This is a genomic window from Emticicia oligotrophica DSM 17448, assembly GCF_000263195.1.
Classification (GTDB): domain Bacteria; phylum Bacteroidota; class Bacteroidia; order Cytophagales; family Spirosomataceae; genus Emticicia; species Emticicia oligotrophica.
This window is the reverse complement of sequence record NC_018748.1, coordinates 1414254-1427185: the sequence shown is the minus strand read 5'-3', so window position 1 is coordinate 1427185 and position 12932 is coordinate 1414254. Positions and strand designations below refer to the sequence as shown.

Below are 12932 nucleotides of genomic sequence, written 5' to 3'. Positions count from 1 at the left end.
TTATGTAACAAACTGAGGGTTTTCTATATCTCTTGATAAATTATTGACCTAATTGCTCTAGTTTTTTATGAAACTTTCTTGAAACAGGAATTTCATGTTTAGTTCGTGCAATTCGTAAACGATAGCCACGAGCATTGCCTTCAACTTTATGAATACCACGCATATTTACTACAAAATTACGGTGTAAGCGAACAAATTGTGGGTGAGCCGCTAACTCTTTCTCTACTTGTGAAAGTGGCGTTTGAATGGTTGTTTTTTCTACGCCCATTAAGCTTTGCCAATAAAAATCAGTTGAATCTTTAGATGTTTCAGCGTAAATTAATTGATTGGGTACCAAACTTAGCTTTTTCCCACTTTCACCAAACACCATTACAGGAAATAACTGTTGGCTTGCAGGTGGGTTAATTGAACCTAAGCTGCTTGTAATGTTCTCGGCATTGCTTGTAAACTTATTATGAAACAAGCCTTGTTGAATGAAAGTAATGACTGCTGCTGGAATTATGCTTATGGCCGTAGCTACTAATATATTGACAATTGAAAATTGCGTGATAGCAAATACTTGAGCGTAAAACATAATTAAAATTCCAACAACGAATACACTTACTGTAAGGTGAGTAATCTGACGAGCTACCGTCCAAGTTTGGTCGTTGTAGAAGTTTGGTAAAGCAATTGGAAAAATAAATTTAGCAATGAGCATTCCAATAAATGCTACTAAACCAAAACCTGCTAGAAACAGCGTTTTTGATTCATGATTAAATTCAGCAAGGCCGAAAGGTTGTACACCCGTTGCTACTATTGCTACGAATAAACCTACTAAAAGCGAGATAATAAACCCGCGAGTAGAGCTAATTGAAGTAGCCATCGGTTTGTTAAGAGAATCAGTAAAATTGTTTAGAATCTTCGCCGTAAAATTGCTTAATTTCTTCATTATGTAATCTTAAAAAGGTTTTTGTTAGACCCGATATTTGATGTTTTTATATAAAACTTCAAAAACTATACCAAATTGGGGTGCAAAGATAGCTGATTCGGTTAGAAAAGTATCATTTGCACAGATTAAAAACCTTTATTTTGTCTTCTGATTATCAATTATTTAATTAATTCTACCCAACCCTTGATGGTAGTCGGAACTTCATCGGCTTTATCTAATCGCTGAATTGTTACTTGTGAAACATAGAAATAAGTCCCACTTGGAAGTTCTGCTCCGTTATTTCCTTTACCATCCCAATTTAAAGTATTTCCACTTGATTCGTAAACTTTTGCACCGTAGCGGTTATAAATTTCAATGCTTATTGTCTTGATAAATGCCGAGCAAGTCATAGGTGTAAACGTATCATTTTTACCATCACTGTTTGGCGTTAATACGTTTGGTAATTCAACAATCGGACAATTATCCTTACAAATGATATTGCTTGGGGCACTTTCAATATTCAAACGATTGACCGCCGTAATATAGTAACATCCTGCAAAACCATCTTGAATCGGTTTATTATGTGTGAACGTAGTTTCTGGAGCCGTTACTGAAGCTAAAAACTTGGGTTGTTCATCTTTGTAGCGAGCATAATAGATGTTATACTTCAAAATATCTACTCTACATACAAGACCGTTGGCACTCGATGGGGTTCGCCAGCTAAAGGTATTCGAAAGCGTATTTGATTCGCAAATAGCTTTTCTATCGAGATTTTCACAGTTGATTTCTGCTGAACTAAACGTTGGCGGACAAGGCGGGGTATTATCAATCGGACTACCACAAGATACCTGCGACATATTATAGAGTAAACCAAATTGTGGCAAGCGGGCGTATGCACCCACAGTTTCAACCTTATAGCAGTATGAAGTATCTACTTTCATGGTAATAGTATTGATACCATCATCAGGGTATCTATCTACACCGTCATCTTGGTAGGTATAAGTATTAACGGCTGTAACTGCAACCTCTGCAATGATATTAAAAGTACCTGGACTGGTTCTTGATTCACGATAAATTCGATGTCGACGGTTATCATTGCTCCAAGGCACATTGGCTTGCCAAGTTAATCTAACTTTCTGAGCATCAGAGGCAGCCGTAAGCCTTACGCTACTAGCAATCTGACTTTCGGCTAAAACCTTCTCTCCCTCATATAAGAATGCTACCCTGTAAGTGTACCCGTTTTGCTGTGTGTTTAGTCCACCATCGACAAAAATGGTATCAGCAGCTTTGTTGACTTTAGTTGGAATGCTGGTTACGAGTTGGAATGCCCCACCATTAATGCCGGTAGCACGATAGAGTTTGTACTGATAGGGGCCTTTGTATTGAGTAGAATCGAATCCGAGTGGGCGAGTCCATTTAATGGTAATTCTACCAGTTGTCACATTGGTTGTTTCTACACTTACATTGGTAATAACTGAGGCTCTCTGAGGAAGTTCGCTTCCTACGCAGGCTTCATTCGAAGGACTGCTTGGAATCGAAACAAAATCGGAAGCAGCTAAGCTTGCTACTAAACTATAGCTGTAAATCTTACCATTTTCAGTTTTTGTATCTAAATATAAAGTATCTTTTACTGAAACACGAGCAACTTCAACAAAACCCAGAGAAGCGGGCAAGCCAAGCTCACATTGTGCAGGAATATAATTTGAGCAACCCTCTTTGCGATAAACAATAATTTGAGCATTCGTGATACTACAATCAGGGTATTTTTGCCAACGTACTTCAATACCACGCTCAGTGTTTCTGGCCGTTAGCCCCCTCGGACGAGGCGGAATAACTTTAATTTTCACAGTTTTAATATCTATAAGCTGAACTGCAAAGCGTCCGGGGTAATCTTCCACTTTAAATAATACATCATAAGCCTGTTCACGTACGTGCTTACAGTTGGTTTCCCAAGTAAAGGTGCCTTCGGCAGGGCTTTTTTGGATAAGGTTTATTGGAATGAAATTGGCTGCTTGCAAGGCTACATAGTTGGCACTTGCCCCCGAAGCATCACGGTTATAAACCCCACTATTAGTTGTGATTTTTATGTTATTACCATCGGCATCTCGTGCTGATACCTTAAACTCAACCTTTTGCCCAGCTTCCACACAAATTTGACTTGGAACTGTCAGAATCGGTCTTTTATTAGGAGTTTCTACCACGATAATTTGCATATCTCGGGTTATTTCCCCAATCTTAGTATATTGGCCATTGGCTCCTTTCCGCCACTCTTCAATAATAAATGCCACATTTATCTGATATTGAGGGGTTGTCCACTTACCAGGGGCATTCCAGATTAAATCGCCCGTGAGTGGGTTTATACTAAATGTAGATGGTCCCGACCCATCTTCTGTTAATAGATTCGTGCCAAGGGTTGAAGGGTCTTTGTAGCCAGTAATAACTTCTCCAGCACCTGTACCCTCACCAAAATCTCGCTTCGGAGTTGTGAGGCGATACGCCAAACTATCACCATCGGCATCGAAAGCACCCGGGTTATGAATAAATTTATTACCCACACTTGCGGTATCAATAGGTATATTAAGGAGCACAGGCGTGTTATTTAGTCCTAAAGTACCATTTACTACAATTGTTGTTTCAACGAAAAAACTAATCTCGTCGGTTCTACCGGGTAAGTTAACGGTATTGGCGTTTCGATTCGAGATGGCACACGTAATAGTATATCTACCCTGAGAAGGAAAGGTAAAGGTAGTATCATACACATTACACATGGTAGCAGTATTAATCAGTGTTTTTTTCTTACGCTTGACCGTGTAGGCTGGGACACCATTCACACCAAAATAAAAATTTACTGTGTTTTGCCCTTCATTGGCAGTTACACCATTTATTTGGTCAGTATAAGTAGTTAAGGTGACTCGATAAGTAAGACTCGTCGTAGATATTCGCTTAGCTGTAATTTCGCCAGCCCGGATATGGGTTGCCCTCGCATTTGAAATAGCTAAAAGTCCAATAACAAATGTAAAAAGTAAAAATTTCAATGCTTTCATAGACCAAGGTTTGGTATTTACATAAACATAAACGAAAATTTCGTAAAGGTTGTGTTAAGAATGAATAGATTTTTTGAAAACAATTTTACAAAACAAACTGTTGGATTTTTAAAACGATAATAAATTATCAAAAAAGTGAAAACTTTTATTGATTCTAATCTATTTGTGGCTTACTTTTGGGCGATGAAAGTAATTGTACTTTTCAAAGGAATGTAAAATTCGTCAATTGTCCATTAAATTTATTAAATAAGGCTATGTCTTGGCTCACAAAAACGTTAACAAGTTCAATTGGAAAGAAAGTCCTGATGTCACTTACAGGGTTATTTCTTTGTACTTTTCTATTAGTACACCTCATAGGAAATCTCCAGCTATTCAAACACGATGGCGGGTATGCTTTTAATAAGTATGCGGTTTTCATGACTACTTTTCCTTTAATTAAGGTAGTTTCATACGTGAACTACGCCTTAATTCTTTTCCATGCTTTTTGGGGGCTATACCTCGAATTCCAAAATCGTAAGGCTCGTCCAGTTCGTTATGCAGTTGTAAAAAACTCATCTACGTTCTCAAGTCGCAATATGGCAATTCTTGGTACAATCCTATTGGTTTACATTGTGGTTCACATGGGCGATTTTTGGTATAAATTCCACAATGAGCCGCTTCCTTACGTGAAATACACTGAAAACGTAACTACGGGACAAGTTGTAACTGAAAAAATGCCTGAAACCTACACTCAAGAAGTGAAAATGGTTGATATGGTAAATGAAGCAGAGGGGACTCATACTTACATCGTAAAAGATTTATATGAGCAGGTTGGTGTATCATTCAAAAATCCATTATTGGTGATTTTCTACATCTTAGGTATGATTGCCGTAGGATATCACTTATATCATGGTTTCCAAAGTGCATTCCAGACTTTAGGTTGGAATCACCCTAAATACACACCACTCGTGAAGTTCATCGGTACTTGGATTTTTGCAATCGCAATTCCACTAGGTTTTGCTGCAATGCCAATCTACTTCTTCTTACAATAATATTAACGGGTAATTGATAATAACAGAATAATCGATAGAATAATATGTCAGATAAATTAATTTCCAAGATACCTGAAGGAGCACTTTCAGAAAAATGGACAAAGTATAAATCGACTGTGCCGTTAGTAAACCCAGCCAACAAACGTAACCTTGAAATCATCGTTGTTGGTACAGGTCTAGCCGGTGCTTCTGCCGCTGCTACTTTGGCCGAGATGGGTTATGCTGTAAAAGCATTTTGCTTTCAAGATTCACCACGCCGTGCTCACTCAATTGCAGCACAAGGTGGTATCAATGCTGCGAAAAATTACCAAAACGATGGTGACTCTACGTACCGTTTATTCTACGATACAATTAAAGGCGGTGACTATCGTGCAAGAGAGGCAAACGTACATCGTTTAGCTGAAAACTCTGCTAATATCATTGACCAATGTGTGGCTCAAGGTGTACCTTTCGCTCGCGATTACGGTGGTATGTTGAAAAACCGCTCTTTTGGTGGTACGCAAGTAAAACGTACTTTCTATGCTGCTGGTCAAACTGGTCAACAATTACTTTTGGGAGCTTATTCTGCATTAGAGCGTCAGGTTGGTCTTGGAAATGTGAAGATGTACTCTCGCCACGAAATGCTTGAAGTTGTAATGATTGATGGCAAAGCTCGTGGTATCATCGCAAGAAATTTAGTAACTGGTGAGTTGGAGCGTCATTTCGGACACGCAGTATTGCTTTGTACAGGTGGTTACGGAAACGTATTCTATCTTTCAACCAATGCAATGGGCTCAAACGTAACTGCTATTTGGAAAGCTCACAGAAGAGGTGCATTTTTTGGAAACCCATGTTTCACACAGATTCACCCAACTTGTATTCCAGTTTCAGGCGACCACCAATCAAAACTTACTTTGATGTCGGAGTCGTTGCGTAACGATGGTCGTATCTGGGTTCCTAAGAAAAAAGATGACCCAAGAGCTGCTAATGATATTCCAGAAGACGAACGTGATTATTATTTGGAAAGACGTTATCCTGCATTCGGTAACCTCGTACCACGTGACATTGCTTCACGTGCTGCAAAAGAGCGTTGCGATGCTGGATACGGCGTAGGAACAACCAAACAAGCGGTTTACCTTGATTTCCGTTATAATCTTATCAATAAGTATGGCCGTGCTGAAGCTTCTAAATTAGGTATCGAAAATCCAACTATAGACCAATTAGTAGCTTTAGGTAAAGAAGTAGTAAAAGAAGAATACGGTAACTTGTTTGATATGTACAAACAAATTACTGGTGAAGACCCTTACGAAGTACCAATGCGTATTTATCCTGCCGTTCACTACACAATGGGTGGTTTGTGGGTAGATTACAATTTGATGACTACCATTCCGGGTCTTTATGCTCTCGGAGAAGCTAACTTCTCTGACCACGGAGCCAACCGCCTCGGAGCATCGGCATTGATGCAGGGGCTTTCAGATGGATACTTCGTTATTCCTTATACAATTGGTGCATACCTTTCAGGTGAAATCAAAACTAAATCAATTCCAACTGATCACCCTGCGTTCGTAGAGGCTGAGAAGGGAGTTAGAGATAGAATTAATCAATTAATTAATATCAAAGGAACTCAATCTCCAGAATCTCTTCATAAGCGTTTAGGAAAGATTATGTGGGAAAAATGCGGTATGGCTCGTAATGAGCAAGGCCTTAAAGAAGCAATCGAAGAAATTCGTGCTTTGAAGAAAGAGTTCTGGTCAGATGTAAGAGTTTTAGGTGATGCCGATGGCTTCAACCCAGAACTTGATAAGGCTGGCCGCGTAGCCGATTTCATTGAACTAGGCGAATTGATGTGTTTAGATGCCCTTACTCGTAATGAGTCATGTGGTGGTCACTTCCGTGAAGAATATCAAGAAGATGGTGGTGAAGCAAAACGTGATGACGAAAACTTCATGTTTGTTTCAGCATGGGAATTCAAAGGTGAATCAGAATGGGAATTGAATAAAGAACCATTGGTTTACGATAACATCAAGATTGCTCAAAGAAATTATAAATAGATTTGATGATTTGTAAATTTGATGATTTGAAGATGTGAAATCAAATCATCAAATTTGTATAATTAGAGTTTGAAGATGAGAAATGATAAAGAAAATTTAATTATCAATGAAACACTTCAATTCTCAATTAAAATCATTAAATATTGTGAAGTTTTAGAACAAAATAGAAAAATAGTAATTGCCAAACAGTTACTCAGAGCTGGAACTTCGATTGGTGCAAATGTTTGGGAGGCTCAGAATGCAGAAAGTAAAGCAGATTTTATTCATAAAATGAAAATTGCTTGCAAAGAAGCCGATGAAGTTAAATATTGGTTAAAAATTTGTGAATTAGCCGATAGTTATATTTCTCCAGATATAGAATTAGTAGAAGATTTAGAAAGAATAAATAGAATTTTATCGAAAATTGTAAGTAGTTCAAAAGGATAAAACTTTATAAATCTTTATATCTTTAGTTTAAAAATATTTTTTCTTAATCACAAGATTTGTTGAGTCGAAACCATTTTCAAATCTTCAAATCTTCAAATTATCAAATTTATCAAGATGCATGGTAATATGACAATAAATCTAAAAGTTTGGAGACAAAAAAACAGTAAAGCTACTGGCAATCTCGAAACTTATGAAGTGAAAGGCGTTTCAGAAGATATGTCTTTCTTAGAAATGTTCGATGTATTAAACGAACAATTAGTATCTGAAGGTAAAGAACCAATTGCCTTCGACCACGACTGCCGTGAGGGTATTTGTGGTATGTGCAGTATGTATATCAATGGTCGCCCGCATGGGCCGCTACAAGGTGTAACTACTTGCCAATTACACATGCGTAGTTTTAAAGATGGCGATACTATCGTGGTTGAGCCTTGGAGAGCTACTGCATTTCCAGTGATTAAAGACTTAGTAGTTGACCGTACATCATTCGACCGCATCATTGCATCGGGTGGTTTCGTTTCGGTAAATACTGGTAATGCTCAAGATGGTAACTCATTACCAATACCGAAAAATGAAGCAGATAAAGCTTTTGCTGCTGCGGCTTGTATCGGTTGCGGTGCTTGTGTAGCTGCTTGTAAAAATGCTTCAGCGATGTTATTTGTTTCGGCAAAAGTTTCTCAATTATCACTCCTTCCACAAGGACAAGCTGAGCGTCAGGACCGTGCTCTAAACATGGTTGCTCAGATGGATGCAGAAGGTTTCGGTAGTTGTACAAACACAGGTGCTTGTGCAGCTGAGTGTCCGAAAGAAATTTCATTAGAAAATATCGCTCGCTTGAACCGTGAATATTTAGGTGCAAGTATGACGAAATAAGAAATTTCATGATAGAAATAACAAAAATCCCTGCCTCGAAAGAAGCAGGGATTTTTGTTTCAAGCCATATTTAGTGAATGTTTACTATGCATAAGTATTTAACATCACAGGCATTACAAGCATTAGTGTATCTTCATTCTCTGTTTTCTCAACAGGAATAATCAATCCAGCACGATTTGGCTGCGACATTTCCAACGAAATATTCTTCACGCTTAGGTTATTCAACATTTCAATCAAAAACTTGGCATTGAAACCGATTTCCATTTCTTCACCATCGTATTCGCACGAAAGCTTTTCAGTGGCTTCGTTAGAATAATCTAAATCTTCAGCAGAAATGACCAATTCATTTTGCGAAATTTTTAAACGAATTTGGTGCGTAGTCTTATTCGAGTAAATTGAAATACGCTTCAATGTGCTCAATAATTCTGCACGTTCGATACGTAATTTATTCGGATTATTTTGAGGAATCACGTTTTCGTAATCAGGGAAACGCTCATCAATCAAACGGCAAATCATTTTAATATGCCCAAAGCTAAAGAAAGCATTAGAGTTGCTAAATTCAGCTTTCACAGGCATTAATTCGCTTGGAAGTGATGATTTCAACAAGTTTAAAGCCTTACGTGGTAAAATCATTGAAGTATTATTCGGTGATTTTACATCCTCACGACGGTAACGAATCAGGCGGTGGCCATCAGTGGCTACAAAAGTAGTGGCTTGGTCAGATACTTGTACAAAAACTCCCGTCATCGCAGGACGTAAATCGTCGGTGCTTGTCGCAAAAATAGTATTAGCAATGGCCGACGCAAGTGTATCAGAGTCCATTTCAATACTAAAGTTTCTGTTTACTTGTGGTACACGCGGGAAATCCATCGGATTTTCGCCTGCCAATTTATATCTACCATTAGCGGTTACTAACTCAGTACCAAAGGTTTCGGCATCAATATTTATCTGCACAGGTTGCTCAGGCAAGCTGCGTAAAGTATCTAATAATAAACGAGCAGGCACTGCAAATGAACCACTATCACGAGAGTCAACTTCAAATTCAGTAATCATTACAGTTTGCATGTCCGAAGCCGTAACCGTCAAGTTGTTCTTATCCAATTGAAACAAGAAATTCTCAAGAATCGGCACAATCGGATTACTCGCAATCACACCATTGATTGTCGAGAGGTGTTTTAGTAGACTAGATGATGAAATAACAAATTTCATGGTTTTTATCTGGTTTTTTCTTTTATAGCTTCAATTTTAATCCTGCTGTACGAAAATTATGCCAAAATTTTCATGTACGAGCAAGTCAGCAAAAGTAGTGAAAATTATAAATATCCCCAAGAAAAAAGGCTATTGGTTTCCCAATAGCCTTTTTAAAAAATGATGAAGTTCGAACTGCGACAGTTAAGGTATTATAACACGTTTAATCTACTCTGTACTAATGTTTTGGCTAATAATGCAAACTTGATTCGGTCTGGAACTCTGATACGTTCATGCTGAATTCTGCTGGCCGCAGTCTGCTTAATTCTACCAAAAAGCTTTAAATAATATACATATGCTAAGTAAACACCTTTGCGTGCTCCTTCGGGCAAGCCCATGATTCCACGATAAGCATTATCGAAATCTTGCTGGATATCATCTTCAATTTTAGCTTTGGCAGAAATATCAAAATTATCAAAATCAACTCCTGGGAAATAAACACGTCCGCGGTCGCTGAAATCACTTTTCAAGTCACGTAAAAAGTTTACCTTCTGAAAAGCAGCCCCTAAACTACGAGCATCAGCTTTGAGTTTGTCATATAATTCACTATTTCCTTCACAAAAAACTCTCAAACACATCAAACCCACAACTTCTGCCGACCCATATATGTATTCGTTGTAGCCAGCATCATCATAAGCGATATTGTAAAGGTCCATTTCCATGCTGTGCAAGAAAGCTTCGATTAAATCGTGTTCAATCTTGTATTTTCTTACAACTTTTTGAAAAGAATGTAAAACAGGGTTTAAACTTATTCCCTCTTCTATGGCAAGATAAGTTTCTTCTTTATATCTATCAAGTAGGGTTTTCTTGTCAAAGCCATGAAATGTATCTACAATTTCATCGGCATAACGAACAAACCCATAAATTCCAAAAATAGGTTCGTGGAACTTCTTGTCAAGTGTCTTGATACCTAACGTAAAGGATGTACTGTAAAGCTCGGTTATTAGCTTACTACAACCAAAAGTTGTTTTTTCATACAAATCCAACATGATATTTCTTCGTTCAAACTGTTAGGAAAATAGATTTAGTAGATTCTAAAAAATATTAAAAAACATGAGCAATGTCATTGTGTATCATTTCTTTGAATCAATTAAAATAATAAACTAACAAAGCCATAAACTGTTTAAAATTTTTTAATATTATTTTTATAGGTAACAAAGCTTACCTTTTATTTAGGTAATACAGTAGCAGCTAGATACTTCTCACAGATTTTCTTTCATGACTTGCTTCGCTACAACTAAACCCGAAATCAAGGATGGCGGAACACCTGGGCCTGGTACTGTTAGTTGCCCTGTATAGTATAGGTTCTTTACCTTTTTATTTTTAAGACTTGGTTTTAAAAATGCCGTTTGCATTAATGTATTGGCTAAGCCATAGGCATTGCCTTTATAAGAATTGTACTCTTTCTTAAAATCATCAACTGCAAAGCTACGTTTGTACACTACATGATTTCTTATATCATGCCCAACGTAAGCTTCAAGTCTATCCATTATTATATGGTAATACTTTTCTCTGGTCTCTTCGTTATCTTTAAGGTCAGGAGCAATCGGAATTAAAATAAATAAATTTTCGCAGCCTTCTGGAGCAACACTGTTGTCGGTCTTAGAAGGGGCCGAGGCGTAAAATAATGGTTTAGATGGCCACTTCGGATTGGTATAAATTTCGTCAGCATGTACATTAAAGTCTTCATCAAAAAATAAATTATGATGCGTAAGTTTATCCACTCCACGATTTACGCCCAAATAAAATAATAATGATGAGGGAGCCATCACTTGCTTATCCCATTGAGCATCGCTGTAATTACGATTTTCGTTGCTGAGCATTTTATTTTCGATATGCTCATAGTCAGCACCACCAACAACCACATCTGCATCATATTTTCCTTTGGCCGTAATTACCCTTTTCGCTTCTTTACCAATAACCTCTATCTGTAAAACAGGCTCATCTAATTTAAACTTAACACCCTTCTCTTCTGCTAATGCCACCATACCTTTTACAATCTCGTGCATTCCACCCATCGGATACCAAGTGCCAAGAGCAATCTCAGCATAGTTCATCAAACTATATAAGGCTGGCGTATTTTGTGGGGTAGCTCCTAAAAACAAAATCGGGAATTCCATGAGCTGCAATAAACGCTCATTTTTGAAAAACTTACGGATGTGTTTTCCAAAAGACGCAAACAAGTCTAAGCTGATTGCTTTCGATACTAATCGAATATCAAAAAACTCGGTAATCGAAATACTAGGTTTCCAAACAAACTCCCCAATACCCACATCATATTTATACTTCGATTCTTCCAAGAAATCTCTAAGCTTTGTGCTACTGCCTATTTCTATACTTTCAAAAAGTTTTTCTAACTTTTGCATATTGGCCGGTAGCGATATTTCTTCTTCCTTATTAAATATAACCTTATATGAAGGGTCGAGTCTTACCAAATTATAGTAGTCAGAAGGTTTCTTGCCAAACTCAGCAAAGTAGCGTTCGAAAATATCAGGCATCCAGTACCAGCTTGGTCCCATATCAAACACAAAACCATCTTTTTCAAATACTCTAGCTCTTCCGCCAGCCATTGAGTTTTTCTCAATAATCGTTACATCAAAACCTTCATCAGCTAATTTAGTAGCCGCCGATAAGCCTGCAAAGCCTGCACCAATAACAATAACCTTCTTCATAGAAAATACGTCAAACAAAATATGAAATACTGAGCTGAATATTAGCTCATTTAAAAAACAGTATTATATACATTATATATTTAGCAATTGAAACTAATACATACTACTCAGAAAACCTATATACACGCTATTTGTTTAAACAAACCCAAATTACTTTATAATTCTTTGAGATTCGAATAGTAAGTTTTGAAATTAGTAGGAAATCGCTTCCAAATCTTCCCACAACTGAATTGATTCAGTTTAAGAAAAGATAATCCTTTGTTTTTTAGGCATGGAATTGATTCCGTGATAAAGTATTATTGGAAAAATTCGTTTGTAATTAAGTAAATCCAAAAAAAATATAGGATAATAAGAAGAAGTTGTTGTGTTATTTGTGTGGTAGAAATTGATAAGTAACTGAGGGTGAGGGTAGTAGGCAAAACTGCTTAAAAAATGTATTTGTGTAGGGTATTGCGTTATAAAATAAAGTTAGTACCTTTGCACTCCCAAACGACGGAGACGGAGAGCGGGGAGGAAGATAAACGTTACGTAGCATGAGCATGGTAAACTAGTCTAGAAAAAAATTGCGAAATAATTTGGAGATAAGAAATTAAATTCAGAATTTTGCACCCCCAATGGAATTGCCCGATTAAGAGAGTAACGAAGAGAGAGTGGTTAAGGAGATTAAGAGGGTAAAAAAATAAGTGTAAAATAATTTGGAGATA

Annotated in this window: 9 protein-coding genes; 4 read left to right on the top strand and 5 right to left on the bottom strand. The window is 37.4% G+C overall.

The window, feature by feature from the left end; all coding sequences use genetic code 11:
• Nucleotides 1-40 precede the first annotated feature (40 nt).
• The gene (locus EMTOL_RS05925; protein WP_015028362.1) at nucleotides 41-928 is read right to left on the bottom strand and encodes a LytR/AlgR family response regulator transcription factor; all 888 of its coding nucleotides are present in this window, start codon (nucleotides 926-928) and stop codon (nucleotides 41-43) included.
• 158 nt (nucleotides 929-1086) lie between these two features.
• Complete coding sequence (locus tag EMTOL_RS05920; RefSeq protein WP_015028361.1) at nucleotides 1087-3951, bottom strand: T9SS type B sorting domain-containing protein; 2865 nt, start codon at nucleotides 3949-3951, stop codon at nucleotides 1087-1089.
• Between the two features lie 254 nt (nucleotides 3952-4205).
• Between EMTOL_RS05920 and EMTOL_RS05915 the strand changes: the two genes are divergently transcribed.
• The 4 genes from EMTOL_RS05915 (at nucleotide 4206) to EMTOL_RS05900 (ending at nucleotide 8308) form a co-directional block, all read left to right on the top strand.
• Nucleotides 4206-4982 carry a succinate dehydrogenase cytochrome b subunit gene (locus EMTOL_RS05915; protein WP_015028360.1) on the top strand — a complete coding sequence of 259 codons (777 nt, stop codon included), beginning with the start codon at nucleotides 4206-4208 and terminating at the stop codon, nucleotides 4980-4982.
• 44 nt (nucleotides 4983-5026) lie between these two features.
• On the top strand, nucleotides 5027-7012 hold the full coding sequence (locus tag EMTOL_RS05910; RefSeq protein ID WP_015028359.1) for a fumarate reductase/succinate dehydrogenase flavoprotein subunit: 1986 nt from the start codon (nucleotides 5027-5029) through the stop codon (nucleotides 7010-7012).
• A gap of 75 nt (nucleotides 7013-7087) precedes the next feature.
• Nucleotides 7088-7438: a four helix bundle protein gene (locus tag EMTOL_RS05905; protein ID WP_015028358.1), complete on the top strand. Its 351-nt coding sequence runs from the start codon at nucleotides 7088-7090 to the stop codon at nucleotides 7436-7438.
• A 126-nt stretch (nucleotides 7439-7564) separates the two neighbouring features.
• Complete coding sequence (locus EMTOL_RS05900) at nucleotides 7565-8308, top strand: succinate dehydrogenase/fumarate reductase iron-sulfur subunit (RefSeq protein WP_305953183.1); 744 nt, start codon at nucleotides 7565-7567, stop codon at nucleotides 8306-8308.
• Nucleotides 8309-8392: 84 nt separating this feature from the next.
• Here EMTOL_RS05900 and dnaN read toward each other — a convergent pair whose 3' ends face one another.
• The 3 genes from dnaN to crtID all read right to left on the bottom strand — a co-directional run bounded on the left by dnaN (nucleotide 8393) and on the right by crtID (nucleotide 12228).
• Nucleotides 8393-9517 (bottom strand): DNA polymerase III subunit beta, encoded by a 1125-nt coding sequence (gene dnaN, locus EMTOL_RS05895; RefSeq protein WP_015028356.1) that lies wholly within the window; start codon nucleotides 9515-9517, stop codon nucleotides 8393-8395.
• A gap of 191 nt (nucleotides 9518-9708) precedes the next feature.
• Nucleotides 9709-10545, bottom strand: coding sequence for a phytoene/squalene synthase family protein (locus tag EMTOL_RS05890; protein WP_015028355.1), 837 nt, complete (start codon nucleotides 10543-10545; stop codon nucleotides 9709-9711).
• 213 nt (nucleotides 10546-10758) lie between these two features.
• Nucleotides 10759-12228 (bottom strand): bifunctional phytoene desaturase/3,4-desaturase, encoded by a 1470-nt coding sequence (crtID, locus tag EMTOL_RS05885; RefSeq protein WP_015028354.1) that lies wholly within the window; start codon nucleotides 12226-12228, stop codon nucleotides 10759-10761.
• Nucleotides 12229-12932 lie beyond the last annotated feature (704 nt).